The sequence below is a fragment of the Micromonospora sp. MH33 genome, from assembly GCF_003013775.1.
In the GTDB taxonomy this organism is placed as follows: Bacteria; Actinomycetota; Actinomycetes; order Mycobacteriales; family Micromonosporaceae; genus Micromonospora; species Micromonospora fulviviridis.
Window position 1 is genome coordinate 1 of record NZ_MUYZ01000055.1, and the last position, 18,926, is coordinate 18,926.

The window sequence follows — 18,926 nt, forward strand, 5'->3', positions numbered from 1 at the left end:
CCAGCGACCGCAGGGCCGGCTCGCGGCGCCCGACCACGCGCAGCGGTACGCCGTCGCGGTGCAGGAACGCGGCGGCGGCGTGCCCGACGGCGCCCGTCGCGCCGACCACCGTCACCGGTGGCCGCCCGCTCACCGGATCCCCTCCTGGTCAGCCGCGCGCACCGTGCGCGCCACGGCCGCGGCGTGCGGCTCCCGCAGGCAGCCGAAGTGATCGCCCGGGATGTCCTCGACCGTCACCTCACCCAGGCACAGCTCCCGCCAGTACGCCTCCGGGTCGTCGGCGAGCAGCGGCCGGTCGCCGGAGGTGGTCCGTAGCAGGGTCAGCTCCCCCAGGTAGGGCTGCGGGTCGAGGGCGGCGAACGCGCTGAGGCTGTGCCGCAGGACCCGGTACTGGGCGGCGACGAAGCCCTCCGCGTCGAGGTCGGGCCGGGCCTCGGTGAGGGTCTGCGCCAGGGCGGCCAGCCGCTCCGGCTGGGGCACCTCGGTCAGCTTGCGGAACCTGGCGGCGACCTCGCGCACCCCGTCGTCAACGGCGGTCACGCCGGTGTCGTCGAGGGCGGCGATCGCGCCCGCCGGCAGCTCGTCGGCGCCGTCCGCCAGCGCGCAGCGGACCGCCCGCCGTACCGCGTCGACGTCGGACGGGAAACCGAGCCGGGCCGGGTCGATGCCCATGGCCCGGGCGAACTCGTACTCGACGAGCAGGTCGTCGGCGGGCCGTGCGGGCAGCGGGTACCCGTCGATCAGGGTGAGCCCGACCGGCGGGCGTCCGCTTTCGAGCAGGTTGCGGGCGACCTCGACGGCGAGCGACCCGCCCGTGCCGTAGCCGATGAGGTGCACCGGCCGGTCGTGCGCGAGCAGCAGTTCGGCGTACCGGGCGGCGAGGCGCTCGACCAAGGTCGCCGGGTCGATCGCCAGGTAGGCGTCGACCTTGGTCACGGCGAGCCCGAAGGTCGGGGCGGTGTGGGCCAGTTCCCGGGCCAGGGCCACGAACGGGGCCATCGTTCCGGTGCCGTCATGCACCAGCACCCAGGACGGCGCGTCCCCCGCGCCGCCGAGCGGGACCAGTGGTGAGGCCGGGGTGACCGGGGCCTGGCCGGTGCTGCCCTCGGGTATCGGCCGGCGGAGGAATTCGGCGAGGGCGGCGACGGTCGGCTCGCGCAGGATCTGCCGCAGCAGGCTGTCGAAGTAGTAGCGGGACGCCTCGGGTACCCGCTCGCGTAGGCGGGCGGCGAGCTGGCTGACCAGCAGCGAATCTCCGCCGGACTGGAAGAAGTCCTGGTTGCGGCCGATGCGGGGCCGCTGCAGCAGCTCGGCCCAGAGCGCGGCGAGCCGTTCCTCCAGCTCGTCGCGGGGCTCGTCGCCGCCGATGCCGCTGATGGCCTCCCGCGGCAACCAGCCGCGCAGCGTCGCCCGGTCGACCTTGCCGTTGGCGGTCAGCGGCAGCGCGTCCACCTGCTGCACCTGGCTGGGCAGCATGTACTCGGGCAGCCGTTCGGCGAGGTGCCGGCCGAGGTCGTCGAGGTCGATTCGGCTGCGGTCCCGCTTGAACCGGGCCACGAAGACGGCCTGGCCGAGCGGGGCGAACACGTCGCCCGGGTCCGGCAGGCAGCCGACCAGTTCGGCGTCGGCGTCGGCGAGCAGCCGCAGCCAGTCTTCCCGGGGCAGGAACGTCTCGGCCCGGCCCCGCCGCTCGTCCTCGAAGTCAGCCTGTGCCTCGATGAACTCCATCGAGGACATGATCTGGTAGTTGTCCCGGGTCTGGTCGATGAAGACCAGCCAGCCGCCGGGTCGCAGCAGCTCCCGGAGCCGGTCGAACAGCCGCGGTAGGTGGCGGGCGTAGTGCAGCGCGTTGTTGCAGAGCACCACGTCCAGGCAGTTCTGCTCCAATCCCTGGTCGCGGTAGTCGTGGTTCATGTCGAACAGCTGGAAGGTGACCCAGTCGTCGTCGGCGAACCGGGTCCGCGCCTCGTTGAGGAAGAAGGGGGTGACGTCGGTGAACAGGTATTCCACGGGCAGGCCGCGCAGCGCGGGGATCACGTCGTGGCTGACCCCGCCCACGCCGGCGCCGATCTCCAGCAGCCGCAGGGGCGCCGGGCCGCGGTGGGCGCGGGCCACGGCGCGTACCGTCTCGGTCGCGACCGCGTTGACGTAGCGGTTGATCGCGCTGTCCCGGTAGGCGGCGAGGGCGATGTCCAGGCTGCCCTCGGGGAACAGTGCCCGCAACGGGTCGATCTCGTCGCGGAGCAGCTCGCCGTGGCGCGCGGCGCTTTCGGCGAAGTACCGGGTCAGCACCGGGGCCTGGTCGACGTCGGTGCCGGCCTCGCGGACCGCTTGCCACGCCTGCTCGGCCCAGGCAGGGTCGAAGGAGCGGGTGGCGACGTACCGGTCACCGTGGCGGGTCAGGTGGCCCGTCGCGGTCAGCGCGGCCAGCCAGCGCTGAAGCAGCCGGTGGTGCTGCTCGGCGGCGCCTGTCGCGGTGACCACGTCGGCCAGGTCGTGCTGGTCGCCGGGTCTGGTGAACAGGCCGTGCCGGTGCAGGGTCGCCGCCATCGAGGCCAGCGCGGCGGTGTCCAGCAGGTCGGCGAACTCGACGAACCGTCGCGGGTCCACGCCGGAGCGGGCCCGCTCGCCCTCGGCCCTGGCTGCGGTCAGCGTGTCCCGCGCCCACTCGGCGTCGCCCGGGTCCGGGGTGGTCCGCTGCGACTGCACGAAGGCGGCCAGCCGCCGGTCGGTGAGCCGTTCGCCGACTGCCTCGCACACCGCGTCGGCGACCGCCGGGTGGGCGCGCAGCGCCGTCTCGATCTCGGCCAGTTCGATCCGGTGTCCCCGGATCTTGACCTGGCAGTCCTCCCGGCCGAGGAACTCCAGCGAGCCGTCCGGCAGGTACCGGCCGAGGTCACCGGTCCGGTAGAGCCGTTCCCCGGTGAGCGGGTGGGTGACGAAGCGTTCCGCGGTGCGGTCGGGGTCGCCGAGGTAGCCGAGCGCCAGTCCGGCCCCGGCGATGTACAGCTCTCCGGGCACCCACTCGGGGCAGGGGCGCCCGGCCGGGTCGAGGACGTGGAAGCGCTGGTTGGTCAGGGGCGTGCCGTACGGGATGCTCGGCCGGTCGCGGTCGACCTCGCCGATGCGGTGGTGGATGGACCAGATGGACGCCTCGGTGGCGCCGCCGAGGCTGACCACCTCCAGCCCGGGTACGCGGGCGCGGATGGCGTCCGGCAGCGGCACCGGGATCCAGTCCCCGGACAGCAGCGCGAGCCGCAGTGCGGGCAGCCGGACCTCCGGCTGGCCGTCGAGGTAGTGCGCGAGCATCTGCAGCTGCGCCGGCACCGAATTCCAGAGGGTGACCTGGTGCCGGGCGACGAGATCGGCCCAGTGCGACGGGTCACCGCGGCGGGCCGGGTCGGGCAGCACCAGCGCGCCGCCGACGGCGAGCAGACCGAAGATGTCGTAGACGGAGAGGTCGAAGCCGAGGTTGGCCAGGCCGAGCACCCGGTCGTCGGCGCCGACCCGGAAGCGGCGGTTGATGTCGGCGATGGTGTTGAGCGCGCCGCGGTGGCTGATCACCACGCCCTTCGGTGTGCCGGTGGATCCGGAGGTGTAGATGACGTACGCCGGGTCGTCGGGTTCGACGCCCGCCGGTGACGCCTCGTCGAGGTCGACGGTGGTGTCGAGCGGGGCGGTGGCGTCGACCGGGTGGGCGGTGACGCCGTGCGGCCAGGGACCGCCGGCCAGCCACGGCTGGGTGAGCACGTGCCGGATGTCGGCGTCGGTGATGATGCCGGCCCGCCTGGCGGGCGGCTGGACGGTGTCGATCGGCACGTAGACGGCGCCGGCGGAGAGCGCTCCGAGCACCGCCACGACCTGTTCGACGCCCTTGTCCATGACGACGGCTACCCGGTCACCGGGCGCGCAGCCGGCCGCGCGCAGCGTCGCCGCCACCGCACGGGCGCGGGCCGCCAGCTCCCGGTAGGTCAGGGCGGCTCGGGAGTCGCATGCCGCGAGGCGGTCCGGGGTCCGCCCGGCCTGGGCGAGCACCGGGGCGTGCAGCAGGGTGTCGGGCAGGGGCCCGTCGGTGTCGTTCGCGGCCTGGCGCCGCCGCTGCTGTTCGGCGTCCGGCGGCACCGGGCTCTCGGCGTCCCAGGCGGCCTCGCCGGCGGCGAGGTCGGTGAGCAGCCTGGTCAGCGCGGCGAAGGCGTCGGCCACCAGACCGGGCGGGAACACCCCGTCCCGGACGTCCCAGGTGAGGACCAGCCCACCGGCGCGTTCGACGGCCTGGCAGTCGATCCACACCTGCGGGGTCTGGCTGATGCCGTACTCGAACTCGCCGCCGTCGGCCTCGCCGAGCCCGATGGTGCTGGTGAACACCACCGGCATCAGGGCCGCCTCGCGGCCCCGGCGGCGGGCCAACTCGCGCAGCACGGTGACGCCGGAGCAGAGCCGGTGGTCCATGTCGTCGAAGAGCTGCGCGGCGAGTGCCGCGGCTCGCCGGTGGAACGGCGCCTCAGGTGTGGTGTCGCAGGCGAGCAGGCTCACCGTGGTGAAGTCGCCGACCAGGTGCCCGACCTGCTCGTGCAGCTGCTGCCGGTTGAGCAGGGTGAGGTTGAGGGTGAATCGGGGGCGGCGGCTCCACCGGCCGATGACCTCCGCGTACGCGGCGAGCACCGCGGCGGACGGGGTGAGGCCCCGGCTGGCGGCGTGCCGACGGAACGCGGCCCAGGCGGCAGGGTCCAGGGTGGACTGCCGACGTTCGAAGCGGCCGGTTGCCGATTCGGGCCGGGTTGGCAGCTCCGGGGCGGGCGGCAGCTGGTCGATCCTGTCCCACCAGTACGCGCGGTCCCGCTCGTAGCGTCCGCCGTCACGCAGCCGCCGCTCGGTGAGCACGTAGTCGCGGAAGGTGATGTCCACTGGGGGCAGGCTGGCGTCCGGGTGGGCGTAGAGCTGGTGCAGCTCCACCAGCAGGCGTTGGATGCTGAGGTAGTCGGCGATGAGGAAGTCCACCGAGACGTGCAGCACGCTGCGCCGGGCGCCCCGCGTCACGCGCAGTTCGAACAGCGGCCAGCGGGCGGGCTCGTACTCGCGGTGACTCATCTCGTCACGGACCGCCTCGACAGCGGCGGCGACCTGGTCGTCGTCGCCGTCGCGCAGGTCCGTGACGGCGATGTCGTAGTGCGGCACCTCCGCGGCGACCTGCTGGTGTCCCTCCGCGTGCACGGTGGCGCGGAGCATGTCGTGCCGGTGGATCAGCCTGTTCCAGGCCCGCTCCAGCCGGTGCGGGTCGAGGTCCGGGTAGCTCAGCTCGCCGTATACCTGGCAGGCCGTACCCCCGGAGCCGTATGCGTCGTGCCGGCCGACCAGGTATGCGGCCTGCACGTCGGTCAGCGGGAACGGCTGGTGCCGGGCGTCGGGGTCGGGTGTGAGGGTGACGGCCCGCGCGCGCAGGTGGGCGAGGATCTCGTCGCGGTGCTGCCGCACGGCGTCGCGGCGTTGGGCGCTCATCGTCCCCTTCGGGGCGCGGAACCGAAGCTGTCCGCCCTCCTCCCAGAGTTCGATCCCGGCGTCCCGCAGTTCGTCGATCAGCGTTGCCACGCTCACAGCACACCCTCCTCGAATGCGTCGTCGCTCGCGTGAACCTCGGCGATCTGCTCGGCGAGCGCGGCGACGGTGGGACTGTCGAAGACCTGGCGCATGGACAGCTCGACGCCGAGCAGCTCGCGCACCTGGGCGACGAGCCGGGTGGCCAGGACACTGTCGCCGCCCTGGGCGAAGAAGTTCTGCCCCCGACCGACGGTGGGCAGGTCCAGCAGATCGGCCCAGATCTTCGCCAGGGTCACCTCGATGTCGCCGTGTAGCTGCTCGTCGTCGTCCGACGCGGCGGCGGCGGTCTCGTCGGCGCGCCGGGTCAGCTCCGCCCGGTCGATCTTTCCGTTGGGGGTCAGTGGCCAGCGGGGTAGTGGTTCGATGCTGGCCGGTAGGGCGTGCGCGGGCAGCCGGTCGGCAAGGAACGGGCCGAGTGCGTCGAGGTCGACCCCGGCGGTGGCCGGGATGACGAACGCGGCGAGCCGCTGCCGGTTCTCCCCGGCGGTGACCACGGTCGCGTCGGCGATGTCGGGATGTTGGGTGAGGGCGGTTTCGATCTCGCCGAGTTCGATGCGGTGTCCACGGATCTTCACCTGATGATCGCGGCGGCCGAGGAACTCCAACGTCCCGTCCGGCCAGTACCGGCCCAGATCCCCGGTCCGATACCAGCGCAACCCCTCATGCGTCACGAACCGCTGCGCCGTCAACTCCGGCGCGCCCCGATACCCGTCGGCCACCCCGACCCCACCGATCCACAACTCCCCCGGCACCCAGTCCGGACAATCCCGGCCCCGCGCATCCACCACCCGATACCGCTGATTCCGCAACGGCCTCCCGTACGGCACCGACCGCCACGAGGCCGGCACCTCACCCACCTCACAGGCGTTCGACCAGATCGCCGCCTCCGTCGCCCCACCCAGAGCCACGAACCGGCACCCCGGCGCCACCACCCGCACCCGACCCGGCAGATCCAGACCCACCCAGTCACCCGACACCAACACCAACCGCAGACCGTCGCCCACACCCCGACCACCCGCGGCCGTCAACGCCATGTCCAACAACGCCGGCACCGAATTCCACACACTCACCGAATACCGACGCGCCAACTCCACCCACACCTGCGGATCCCGCCGACCCGACTCCGGCACCACCACCACAGCCCCACCCGCGCCCAACAACCCGAACACGTCGTAGACCGACAGGTCGAAATCCAACGCCGACACCGCCAACACCCGATCCCCAGGCCCCACCCCGAACCGGGCATTCACCTCCTCAACCGTGTTCACCGCCGCCCGATGCGACACCTGCACACCCTTCGGCTCCCCCGTCGACCCCGACGTGAAAATCACATAGGCCAACGCCTCATCGGCCACCTCGACCGGCCGCAGCAAGGCTCTGGCCGCCTGCGCCTCGGCCACCGTGAACACGCTGACGTCCTGCGGCCACGACCAACCGGCGCCCGCCTCGTCGGTCAACAGCCACCGCACCCCGGCCCGGGTCAGAATCCGCTCCCGGCGCACCGGCGGCTGTTCCACACCGACCGGCACGTAGACGCCGCCGGCGGCCAGCACCCCCAACACCGCCACCACCTGCTCCGGGCCCTTCGGCAACGTCACCGCCACCGCATCGCCCGGCGCCACACCAGCGGCCACCAACGCCCCCGCCACCCGCAACGCCGCTGTCCTCAACTCCCCGTAGGACAGCGAGCCCGAGTTCCACAGCAACGCCGGGCGATCCGGGTCCTCGGCCGCCCGGTCGAAGAACCCCTCGTGCAGCAGCCGGCCCGACACCGGAGCCTCGGTCGCGTTCACCGTCGCGCGCACGCGCCGTTGGCTCTCCGGCAGGATGTCGCCGACCGGGGATGCCCAGTCACCGTCGATCAGCCGCGACAGCAGCCCGACATACGCGGAGAACATCGCCTCCACCACACCCGCCGGGAACAACCCCGACACCACGTCCCAGTTCAACAACAGGCCACCGTCGAGCTCGACCACCTGATGATCGAGCCAGGCCTGGGGGGTCTGGGAGAGCATGTAGTCGGGCCGGCCGAAGGTCTGCTTGACAGGGGCGTCGATGAGGTCGCCCATACCGATCGCGCTGGTGAAGACCACCGGCGCGAAGGTGCCGGTCTCGGGGTGGGCGCGGGCAAGGTCTCGCAGCACTTCCACGGCCGAGTACTCGCTGTGCCGGACGTCGGTGCGGAAGCGTTGCTGGAGCCGGCGGGCCCGCTCGGCGAAACTGTCCGGTTTCGAGGCGTCCACCTCGAGCAGGATGAGGTTGGTGAAGTCGGCGACCATCGCGCCGACGGCGGGGTGGATGGTCTCCCGGTCGAACAGGGGCAGGTTCAGCAGGAACCGCGGCTGGCTGCTCCAGGCCGCGAGGACCTCGGCGAAGGCGGTGGCGAGCGCCATCGGCAGGGTCACCCGCTGCTCCCGGGCCTGCGCCGTGAGGGCTGCCCACTGCTGGGCGGAGAGCCGGTGCTCGTGGCGCTGGATCCGGGGCCGGCCCAACTGGGCCGGCTCGGCGGCCAGCGGCAGCGCCGGGGCGCCGGGCAGTTCCGGCAGCCGGTTGCGCCAGTACTGCGCCGAGCGGCGGTGGGCCTCGGCTCTGCGTTCGGACTGCTGAGCGAGGTAGCTGGCGAAGTCGAAGTCGAGCGGGGGCAGGCTGGCGCCGCCGTCGGCGTAGAGCCGGCTCAGGTCGGTGAGCAGGATCCGGATGCTGGCCACGTCGGCGACGAGCAGGTCGGTGTTGACGTGCACCCGGGTCGCGCCGCCGGGCAGCAGGGACAGTTGCACGTCCAGCACCTCGCCGCGCTCGACGTGCAGGCGACGGTGCGACAGGTCGGCCCGCAGGCGGTCGAGTTCGGCCTCTGCCGCAGCGGGGTTCGTGGTGGAGAAGTCGTGCACGGTCAACCCTGGCCACCTGCTGTCGGGCTCGACGCGTTGCTGGCCGTCGTCGTCGAAGACGGCCCGGAGCATGCCGTGCCGGGCGAAGAGGGCGCGCACCGCCGCCTCCAGACGGGCGGGGTCGACCTGCTCGCCGTGCAGTTCCAGGTAGAAGTGGCAGCCCACGCCGCCGAGTGGTTGGTCGTCGCGGCGTCCGATCCAGTACGCGTGCTGCACCGGGGTCAGCGGGAACGGCTCACCGGCGTTCGGCGTCTCCGCGTGCGCGGGAGCGGCCGGGCGGTCGGTCGCGTGGGCGAGCAGCCGGGCCCAGTCAGCGAGCACCGGCCGCTCCATCAGGTCGGCGAAGCTGACCTCCAGTCCCCGCTCGCGCCAGGTGTTGACCAGGTCCATCGCCCGGATCGAGTCCATGCCGAGTTCGATCAGGTCGTCGTCGAGGCCGATCTCGTCCGGGTCGAGGCCGAGCAGGTCGGCGATGTCCTCCCGCAGGTGCTCCAGCGGCGAAGGGTGGTCGCCGCCGGGCGCCGGGGACGCTGCGGTGCCGGGCGCGACCTGCGGGCGGACGCCGTTGGTGGTGGGCGCCGGTGTGGTCGCGGCCGCGACGGGCGGCGGCGAGGGACGCCACAGCGGGGCGGGCGGGGTGAGCCGGTCCACGGCGATCACGGCGAGTTCGCCGCGCCGGTAGGCGGTCAGCACCTCGGGGGGCGCCTGCGTGCCGTCCACGCCGGACGGCAGCGCTCCGGGTGGCACAAGGGCCACGTCCTCCGGCGGCACGGCTCCGGATGCGACGAAGGCGGCGCGCACCCGGGCTGCGACGGTGGAAGGGCTCTCCTGCGTGGATTCGTCCGACTCGATCAGCGCGGTCAGCGGACCGTCGTGGTAGGCGCGCCCGAGCAACAGGCGACCGACCTCCGGCCGGGCCGGTTCCCGGACGGCCCGGCCGCGGTCCCGCTGGCCCGGCTGCCCGGGGATGGCAGCGAATCGTTCGGCGTCCATACCTTTGTGCCTCCCAGATCAGCGTCCGTCGAATCCTTGTTTCACCAGCGGTGGTGCCGTCAAACCGGTGAATCACCGCTTGGGCGCCGGCCGGCGGTCCGGTTGCCGTCCGGCTGCCCCTGTCGTACGTTCCGTTCTGCCCACCCGCGGGGCCGCAGGTCGATTCGGTCGCCGTCCGGTGCCCGTCGGCGCGGGCGCGAACACCGTCGACGACTGATCGGACGGAGCGCGATGCCGGACATTCACGACCTGTACGAGGTTGACGCGGGCCGGCCCGCCGGGGCGGACGCCCCGACGCCGGATCGAAATGTCGCCGCCCGCCTCGCGGGACTGGCGCGGGAGCAGCTTTGGTGGGACCGCCCGGCGTACCTGGACGACGCGGGCACGTGGACCCATGGTGAGCTGCACGACTGGGCGGCGCGGGCGGCGACCGTCCTCATTGGCCGGGGGGTGCGCCCCGGCGACCGGGTGTTGCTGGCGCTGCCCGACCGCGCCGAGTGGGTCGGCTGTTTCCTGGCCGTGGCCCGCCTCGGGGCCGTGGTGGTGCCGGTCAACCCGGCCCTCACCGTCCACGAGCACAGCACACTGGTGGCCGACTGCCGGCCGGTGGCCGTCATCGCCGACGGACCGGCTGCCGACCACTTCGACCCGGCCGCGCTGGTCGGGCCGGCGCAGTTGGACCGGCTCGCCCGCGCAGCCACGCCGGCCCCGGCCCACCCGGTCGATGACCGCACACCGCTCTACATCCAGTACACCTCGGGCACCACCGGACAGCCCAAGGGCGCCGTTCACCGGCACGCCGACTTCCTCCACTACCACCGGGCGGTCGGCGAGGCGATGCTGCGGCTGCGGCCGGAGGACGTCAGCTTCTCCGTCTCGAAGCTCTTCTTCGCCTACGGTCTGGGCAACTCGCTGGTCTACCCGCTGCACTCCGGGTCGGCGGCCGTGCTCACCGCGCCGCGTCCCGGCCCGGCGCGGATCGCCGAGCTGGTCCGGCGGCATCGGGTCACGGTGCTGCACGCCGTCCCGTCCGCGTACGCGAATCTGGTGGCCGAGGTGACCGACCCGGAGCCGTTCCGCAGCGTGCGGGTCGCCGTGTCGGCTGGCGAGCCGCTCGCTCCGACCCTCGGCGAGCAGGCCACCGCGCTGCTCGGCGCGCCGGTCCTGGACGAGCTGGGCTCCACCGAGATCGGCGGTGCCTGCTGCGCCAACCGGCTCGACGACAACCAGCCGGGCACCATCGGCCGGCCCCTGCCCGGCTACGAGCTGCGGGTGTGCGACGACTCCGGCCGGCCACTGGACGGCCCCGTCGAGGGAGAGCTGTGGGTCCGTGGCCCGACCCTGCTGACCGGATACCTGCACCGGCCGGAGGAGACCGCCCGCGTGCTGGTGGACGGCTGGCTGCGCACCGGCGACCGGGTGACCCGGCTGCCCGACGGCCGGTACCGGCACGGCGGCCGCCTTGACGACCTGGAGCTGGTCGGCGGCATCACCATGTCCCCGGTGGAGGTCGAGCGGCTGCTGCTCACCCACCCGCTGGTCCGGGAGGCCGGCGTCGCCGCGGTGCCCGATGACCGGGGCGCGACCAAGCTGCGGGCGTACGTGGTGTGCGCCGTGGACCAGGCCACTGTGCCCGGGCTGGCCGACGAGCTGATCGGGTTGGTCCGCTCCCGGCTGGCGACGTACAAGGTGCCGCGCAGCGTGGAGTTCGTCGCCGCGCTGCCCCGTACCCCGACCGGCAAGCTGCGGCGATTCGTGCTGCGGCGTGGCCTCCAGCGACCCGCCTAGCACGGCGCCACGCCCCCGCCCGGCCGGCCGGCCACGCTGCCGGCCGGCACGGGCACTCGTTGCGGGAACTCCGTGCCGAGGACCGTCATCAGTCCGCCGGCCTTGACGGCGGTCTCCTCGAACTCGGCGGCCGGGTCGGACAGCGCGATGATCGCCCCGCCGACGCCGTAGTAGGCCTGGTCGCCGGTGACGACGAGGGTGCGGATCACCATGCTGAGGTCGGCGGCGCCGGTGAGGGAGAAGTAGCCGAGCGCGCCGGAGTAGATCCCCCGCGGGCCGTCCTCGAGTTCGTCGATGATCTCCATCGTGCGCAGCTTCGGCGCACCGGTCATGGAGCCGCCCGGGAAGGCGGCCCGGACACAGTCCACCGCGGTACGGTCCGGGCGCAGTCGGGCCAGCACGGTGCTGACCAGCTGGTGAACGGTGGCGTAGCTCTCCACCACGAACAGCCGCGGCACCGACACCGTGCCCACCTCGGCGACCCGTCCGAGGTCGTTGCGGACCAGGTCGACGATCATCAGGTTCTCCGCCTGGTCCTTCTCGTTGGCGCGCAGGTCCGCGCTCAGCGCCGCGTCCTGGGCGGCGTTGCGCCCGCGTGGCCGGGTGCCCTTGATGGGCTTGGACTCGGCCACACCGTCTGCGGTGATCCTGAGGAACCGTTCCGGCGAGGAGCTGAGCACGGCCACGTCGCCCAGATGCAGAAAGGCCGCGAACGGGGCCGGGTTGGCCCGGCGCAGCGCCCGGTAGACCGGCCAGGGCGGCAGCTTCCCCCGTACGGTGAGCATGTTGGTCAGGCAGACCTCGTAGCTCTCCCCGGCGACGATCGCACGCTGGCAGGCGGCGATCCGCTCGAGGTACGCCTCGCGGTGGTGGCGCAGCTCGACCGGGTACCGGACCGGCTCGGGAAGTCGGGGCGCGACCGGCGGCAGGGTCCGATCGGCCAGCTCGGTCACCCGCTGGGCCGTCTCGTCCTGCCAGCGGCGGGCCGCCGCGGTGTCGTCCCCGGTGGCGAGGGCGAGCAGCCAGACGGAGTCGTCACGATGGTCCACCACGACCGCGCGGTCAGCGAAGACCATCATGGCGTCGGGGGTCGGGGCGCGGTGCGCGAGCCGGGCGCCGCACTCGGCCTTCAGCTCGTAGCCGAGGTAGCCGACCCAGCCGAGGGCGAAGTCGAAAGGCAGCTCCACCTCCGGGTCCGCCCGGTGTTCGCGCAGGTCGGCATCCAGCCAGTCGAGGAACGGGCCGGGGTAGGTGCGCTCCCCGTCGGCGCCGGTCACCGTCACGGTCCCGGCCGCCACGTCGGCGCGAACCACCCGGGCCAGCGGCCCGCGGGCGTCACCGAGAACGGACACCCTGCCACCGTGCTCGCCGCCCCGCTGGTTGCTGTCCAGCCAGAACGCGTGCCGGCTGCCGCGGAAAAGCGCGTCGAAGACAACCTCGGTATCCACCGCGAGCCGCAGCCGGCGGACCAGTGTCCGGTGCCGAGGCGGGGCCGGGTTCGCCGGCGGTTGCGGCACCCGACGCGACGGTGGTGCGGGCGCGACTCGACGCGGGTGCTCGGCCCGCCAGCGCCGTGCCGCCTCGTCGAAGTTGGCCAGCAGTCGCCGGCCGTGTTGGGTGCGGATGGACTCGGGGTGGAACTGCACGCCCCAGACCGGTCGCTGCCGGTGCCGGACGGCCATCAGCACACCGTCGTCGGATCGGGCCGAGGCGAGCAGCGACGGCGGCAGCCGGTCGACCGCCAGGGAGTGGTACCGGACCACCTCGAACGGTGAGGGAATGCCGGCGAACAGTTCGCTGCCGTCGTGGTGGACCCGCGAGATCCGGCCGTGCCGGGGTTCCGGCGCGGCGACCACCCGGCCACCCAGCAGCTGGCACAGTCCCTGGTGGCCCAGGCAGACGCCGAGCACGGGCAGCCGGCCGGCCTGGAACACCTGCCGGCAGAGCCCGAAATCGCGGGGCCGCTCCGGGCGGCCCGGGCCGGGCGAGAGCAGGACGTTGTCGAACTCGTCGAGCCACTCCGGCCGCCAGCGGGGGTCGTCGTTGCGGATCACCGTCGGCTCGGTGCCGGTCACCTCGGCGACGTAGTGGTACAGGTTGTAGGTGAACGAGTCGTAGTTGTCGATGATCAGCGTCCGCATCCGGTGACCTCCCGTTCACTGTCCTGCCGTGCCGCCCGCAGGAGTGCGGCGTACCCGGCCACGATCTGTCGGGCCTGCTCGGCGTCGAGCCGGGGATCGCATGCCGAGCGGTACCTGGGCAACCGGGCGGCGCAGGCCCGTGCGGCCGGCCCGGCGTAGCATTCCGTCACCTCGTCGGCCGTGGTCTCCAGGTGCAGCCCGTTCGGGGCCACCCCGGCGGAACGTAGCACCGCCACGAATCCGGCCACCTCCTGCTCGATCCACTCGACCGGGCGGGTCTTTCCCCCGTCCCGGGTGCGCAGCGTGTTGCCGTGCATGGGGTCGCACAGCCAGAGCACCGGGACCCCGGTGGCGGCCACGGCCGCGACCAGCGGCGGGAGCAGCTCGTGGACGCGACCCGCACCGAGACGGGTGATGAGGGTGAGCCGGCCGGGCACGCGCCGCGGGTTGAGCGTCCGGCAGAGGGCGGCGATCTCCTCCGGAGGCGCCCCCGGACCGACCTTGACGGCCACCGGGTTGCTGATCGAGGCGAGCAGGGCCACGTGCGGGCCGTCCAGCTGCCGGGTGCGATCGCCGACCCAGAGCAGGTGCGCGGAGGCGGAGTACCGTCGCCAACCCATCCGCAGCAGCGGCGCCTCGTAGTCCAGTAGCAGCGCCTCATGTGAGGCGAAGACCCGTTCCGCGGCCGGGCGGCCGGCCCACGTCGCGCGTAGTCCGGCAACCGTACGGCCGCTGTGCCAGTAGGCGGCGAGCAGCCGGCGGGGGTCGGGCCGGCGCGCCGACGGCTCAGGCGTGGGATCGTTGACGGCGTCACCTCGGTAGACCGGCAGCCGTCGGCCGTTCGGCAGGGTCTCCCAGGCGGCCGACCGCGGTTTGCCGTACTGCCCGGCCAGTCGACCGATCCGCACGGCCGGCCGGCCGGTAGCGGCGCGCAGCAGGTCGGCGAGGGCGTCGAGTTGGGCGACCTTCCGGGCCACCGTGGCCGACCCGCTGTCGGCGAACCGTTCCGCGCAGTCCCCGGCGTGCAGGACCTGGGTGCCGGTCCCGGCCAGGGCGAGCGCCTTGGTCAGGTCGTCGCACTCCTCCTCGGTGACCAGCCCGGGCCGGCCCGCCAGCTCGCCGCGGACGGCCTCGACCTGCTCCCGGTCCGGCCACTGTGGCTGCTGGGGCGCACCGGGCGGCAGAAGCGGGGCGGCTGGCGTCAGGGCGCCTCCGCGGGCCGCGTCAGCCATGGGAGGAAAGTTGCCGGCGGGGTCGGGGCGGGGCCGCGACGGGACCGGGTGCGTTCCGGTAGCCGGCCTCGACGGGCGGCAGAAGGCATGGTGGAATCACGATTTCTCCCTCGCTACGGCGTGGCACGTCGGCACGACGCGTCGGGCGGTCACGGCGTGAGGTTTCGCCGGGCTCAGCCCGGTCGGGATGGAGCCACCCGGGCAGCAGGAGGCTCGGCCACCGCTGCTGGGCAGGACGAATCAGCGAGAAACCAACCTCACCGCACGCGTCGGGGGCGAGCCGTTGGTAGGGCGAGCCGGGCGGGATTACTTGGCGTCAGGATCGGGATGGTCGACATGCTGTTTTCCACCGTTTCCGTTTGCGGACCCCTGGCACTGACGGCGTCCCGTCCGACCGGTGCGCATGGTCGGGCTGTGACAACGCCAGCCGTTCGACTTAACAAGGTTGTCATATAGACCGATGGACGGCAACCGATAGGTTGATTGACAGAGATAAGGAACGCTCAGGCCAAGCTGTGGCACCCGCCGTCATCGCCCGACCGGTCAGAGGGGTTCCGGCGGAATCGCCTCGTAGCCGGCCCGCAACCGGTCGAGCAGCGCCGGCTCGGCGGTGAGCTCACGCCCGTCGATCGCAGCAACCGGACGAATTCCCACCCCGGCACTGGTGACGAAGGCCGCGCACGCGGCGGGCAGGCTGTCGAGCCGGATCGGCACCCGACGCACCGGCACGTCGATCTGCGCAAGCAGCCGGTCGAGCAGACGGGCCGTGATCCCGGGAAGGCAGTCCGCCGCCGGCCACCACACCTCTCCCCCGACGACGAAACCGACGTTCCAGGTGGCTCCCTCGCTGACCTGACCGTCCGAGTCGACGAAGAGCACGTCGTCGAAGCCGGCGCGCTGGGCCAGGCGGCGCTCGCGCACCGCGCCGAACAGGCCGACGTGCTTGACCTGCGGCAGGTCTCGACGGTGGGCTGCCGCGCGCAGGCGCAGAGGGGACGAGGCCGCCGCCGGGGCGGGCCGTACGTTGATCAGCACGCGAGGCTCCGCCTCTGCGGCGGGGTGGACGACGCTGAGGTCCGGGTCGAACACGGTGATCCGCAGCATCGCCGGCGGGTTCACCTGTGCCGCCGCCCGGCGGGCCAGGCCGCGTACCCGATCGATGTCCAGCTGCACATTGAACAGCACCGCGCAGTCGCGGGCCAGCCGGTCGAGGTGCAGGCCGAGTCCGCGCACCCCGCCCTGCTCCAGCCGCACGGTGGTGAAGTGGCCGTAGTTGACCAGCGCCAGCGCGGCGAGGTCGTCGGCCGTAGGGGGCACGCCGTCGAGCTCCATCACCGTCCCATCCTGACACCGGCGTGGCGCGACATCTGCGCTCACAACGGAGTGATCCTGCTCGGCGGTGGGGACACATCGCCGATCACGGCCACGCGGACGTGGGGCATGGCATTCATATACTTCAACAATTGGCTCTATTCGGAAGTCCATCCCACATGCGCCCGATAAGGGCATCCGGCGTGCGACATCTTGTCCACGGTGTTACGACTGGCCTGCGGCGAACGATGCAACATTCGTACCGGCGCACCGGACGTGGCCGAGGAAGGCAGGGATGTCATGGACCTACGTGCCAGGAGGACCCCGGTGCCCCGTTCGGTGGCGCTCGCGGCCGCGACGCTGCTGCTGATGCCGATCGGCGGAGTGACTGCCGCCGAGGCGGCCACCCCGGGTGCCGGGACGGTGTCGTCGACCAGCCCGACCGCCACCTGGACCGGCGGGCCGTTCGCGGTGCCCAACGCCACGGCGACGAGCGGCACGCTGACGTGCAACGCCGCAGCGCCCTGTGACGACTACGCGCTCACCGTCGACGTCCCGGCAGGGTACGACGCCGGCAACGACCTGAAGATCAAGGTGAGCTGGCCCAACTCCGCCGCCGACTTCGACGTCTACCTGTACGCCAGCAGCGGCGCCGAGGTGGGGCAGGCGGCCTCGACCGCCGACCCGGAGACCCTGGTCGTGCCGCCGGTGGCCGGTCAGTACACGGTGCGGATCGTGCCGTTCGCCCCGCTGGGTGGGAGCTATTCGGCCACCGCCGAGCTCGCGGTGAAGCCGGCCGCTCCGGCGCCTGGGCCGGTGGGCGCGGCCTCCTTCACGAACTACCCGGCGCCGGGGACGCTGCCTCGGGCGCATGACGCCGGTGAGCCGTCGATAGGGGTGAACTGGAAGACCGGCAGGGTCATGTACCAGGCGTACACCGACACGTACCGGGTCTCCTTCGACGACACGAAGTCCCCGGCGACGGCGGTGTGGGAGGACAAGAGCGCCCACCTGCCCGAGTGCACGGCCAACGCCTCGCTGGACCCGATCCTCTTCACCGACCATGACACTGGCCGCACGTTCGAGTCGCAACTGGCCGGCAAGACCTCGCTGATGTGCTACACGGACGACGACGGCGCGACCTGGACCCCGTCGCAGGGTGGGGGCATCAACTCCGGGGTCGACCACCAGACCGTCGGCGGCGGCCGCTGGTCACCCAACGGCGTCGGCGGCACCCCGCTCTACCCGAACGCCGTCTACTACTGCTCGCAGGACATCGCCGACGCGCTCTGCGCAACCAGCCGGGACGGCGGCCTGACCTTCGGCCCGGCCGTGCCGATGTACACCCTGCTGGACTGTGGCGGCCTGCACGGGCACGTGAAGGTCTCGCCGAAGGACGGCACGGTCTACGTACCCAACAAGGGCTGCGGCGGCAACCAGGCCGTCGCGGTCTCCGAAGACAACGGCCTGACCTGGCAGGTACGGAAGGTGCCGCCCAGCCTGCCGGCCGACAGCGACCCGTCTGTGGGCATCGGCTCGGACGGCACGGTCTACTTCGGCTACCAGAACGCCGACGGCCACGCGCACGTCGCGGTCTCGCACGACAAGGGCCGTACCTGGGAGAGCGACCAGGACGTCGGCGCCGCGCTGGGCGTAAAAAACGTGGTGTTCCCGGCCGTGGTCGCCGGCGACCCCAACCGGGCCGCGTTCGCCTTCCTCGGTACGACGACCGGCGGCAACTATCAGGACGCCACGAACTTCACCGGCGAGTGGCACCTGTACGTCACCGTCACCTATGACGGCGGGCGTACCTGGTCGCTGACCGACGCGACGCCGAACGACGCCGTGCAGAAGGGTTCGATCTGCACCGGCGGCACCACCTGCGGCACTGACCGGAACCTGCTCGACTTCATGGACGTCCAGATCGACAAGCAGGGCCGCGTCCTTGTCGGGTACGCCGACGGATGCACCGGCGCCTGCGCCACCGGCGGCGCGCAGAACTTCGACGCGCTGGCCACCATCGCCCGGCAGAGTGGCGGGAAGTCGCTGTTCGCCGCGTCCGACCCGGTCACGAAGGCGAAGGTGAAGAAGAAGTGATCCGGGTACGAGCGGTTGCTCTCGTGCTGGCCGCCGCCGCAGCCCTCACCGGCTGCGGCGGCGCCGCCGACGAGCCGGACCTCGGCGATCCGGACGCCCCCGACGCGGCGGAGCCCCGAGCGGAATCCCCGACCGCCACCCTCGTCTGCGCCGAGGCGGCGACGGTCGTACCGCGGCCCACCGCGCTCCCGGGCGAGGTCCCGCTGCCGTCCGACGCCGTCCTCACCGGCTCCGAGGAGCGGTCCGGCGGGCGGTTGGTGGTCACGGCGGTGACACCGGGTGACTTCCGCTCGACCCTCGCGTTCATGCAGCGGGCCTACCCGGCGGCCGGGCTGACCCTCAAGGAAGGTGAGGTCGAGGACCGCGACGCGGAGTCGAACTTCGCCGGCAAGGGTCTGGTCGGGCGCTGGACGCTGCGCGAGATACCGGACTGCGACGGCGACACCCTGGTCACCGTGCTGGTGGCCCGCGCCTGACGGAGGCGCCGAGACCGAGGCGCCATCTCGAACTCCCGACAGGCAATGGCGAAACTTCCCTGAAAGAGGGACCCTGGCGTGGGCTGGACGACCTGGAACGTTCACCCCTGTTAGCGACGCGCCGCCAGCCCGCCGCCGGGCCGGTCGACGTGGACGCCCTCTCCGAGGCGGCGGCGGCGCGGGTGGTCGCGGCGCTGCCCACGGGCGCCGCCGGCCTGTCCCGGGCGGACCTGACGGCGGCTGTGCGCGCCGCTGACCGACCTGCCGGGCTGACCCGCCTGTCCGAACCGGTGGGCTGACCGCCCGATCAGCCGGGCGGACCGCCGGCCGATGTTCCGCCCGAGTCCACCGAGTCACCCGGGCGAACTTGCCAATCGGCGAGCCGGCTTCTCGATCGGCGGCCCC

At 72.9% G+C, this 18,926-nt stretch carries 9 protein-coding genes; 4 read left to right on the forward strand and 5 right to left on the reverse strand.

The genetic code is table 11. From position 1 onward, the window contains the following. Positions 1 to 129: 129 nt before the first annotated feature. Together B0E53_RS11810 and B0E53_RS37505 are read right to left on the reverse strand one after the other, a co-directional pair. Positions 130 to 5,592 carry a non-ribosomal peptide synthetase gene (locus B0E53_RS11810; RefSeq protein ID WP_107076097.1) on the reverse strand — a complete coding sequence of 1,821 codons (5,463 nt, stop codon included), beginning with the start codon at positions 5,590 to 5,592 and terminating at the stop codon, positions 130 to 132. Next, positions 5,589 to 9,476, reverse strand: a complete 3,888-nt coding sequence (locus tag B0E53_RS37505) for a non-ribosomal peptide synthetase (protein ID WP_107076098.1) — start codon at positions 9,474 to 9,476, stop codon at positions 5,589 to 5,591. The genes B0E53_RS11810 and B0E53_RS37505 overlap by 4 nt, the downstream gene beginning before the upstream one ends. 231 nt (positions 9,477 to 9,707) lie before the next feature. On the opposite strand from B0E53_RS37505, the gene B0E53_RS11820 reads away from it, so the two are divergent. Beyond that, positions 9,708 to 11,264 (forward strand): AMP-binding protein, encoded by a 1,557-nt coding sequence (locus B0E53_RS11820; RefSeq protein WP_107076099.1) that lies wholly within the window; start codon positions 9,708 to 9,710, stop codon positions 11,262 to 11,264. Here the strand turns inward: B0E53_RS11820 and pabB are convergent. The 3 genes from pabB to B0E53_RS11835 form a co-directional block, all read right to left on the reverse strand. Continuing rightward, positions 11,261 to 13,405, reverse strand: a complete 2,145-nt coding sequence (pabB, locus tag B0E53_RS11825) for an aminodeoxychorismate synthase component I (RefSeq protein ID WP_107076100.1) — start codon at positions 13,403 to 13,405, stop codon at positions 11,261 to 11,263. The genes B0E53_RS11820 and pabB overlap by 4 nt on opposite strands. Further along, positions 13,393 to 14,637 (reverse strand): 3-deoxy-7-phosphoheptulonate synthase, encoded by a 1,245-nt coding sequence (locus B0E53_RS11830; RefSeq protein ID WP_107076101.1) that lies wholly within the window; start codon positions 14,635 to 14,637, stop codon positions 13,393 to 13,395. The genes pabB and B0E53_RS11830 overlap by 13 nt, the downstream gene beginning before the upstream one ends. A gap of 543 nt (positions 14,638 to 15,180) precedes the next feature. Next, the gene (locus B0E53_RS11835; RefSeq protein WP_246835355.1) at positions 15,181 to 15,969 is read right to left on the reverse strand and encodes an aminotransferase class IV; all 789 of its coding nucleotides are present in this window, start codon (positions 15,967 to 15,969) and stop codon (positions 15,181 to 15,183) included. A 306-nt stretch (positions 15,970 to 16,275) separates the two neighbouring features. On the opposite strand from B0E53_RS11835, the gene B0E53_RS11840 reads away from it, so the two are divergent. The 3 genes from B0E53_RS11840 (at position 16,276) to B0E53_RS37510 (ending at position 18,820) form a co-directional block, all read left to right on the forward strand. Then, positions 16,276 to 18,045, forward strand: a complete 1,770-nt coding sequence (locus tag B0E53_RS11840; protein ID WP_107076103.1) for a sialidase family protein — start codon at positions 16,276 to 16,278, stop codon at positions 18,043 to 18,045. Then, positions 18,042 to 18,521, forward strand: coding sequence for a hypothetical protein (locus B0E53_RS11845; protein WP_146167647.1), 480 nt, complete (start codon positions 18,042 to 18,044; stop codon positions 18,519 to 18,521). Before B0E53_RS11840 ends, B0E53_RS11845 begins: the two co-directional genes overlap by 4 nt. 149 nt (positions 18,522 to 18,670) lie before the next feature. Continuing rightward, entirely contained in the window at positions 18,671 to 18,820 is a 150-nt protein-coding gene (locus B0E53_RS37510; protein ID WP_168215296.1) for a hypothetical protein, read from the forward strand. Positions 18,821 to 18,926 lie beyond the last annotated feature (106 nt).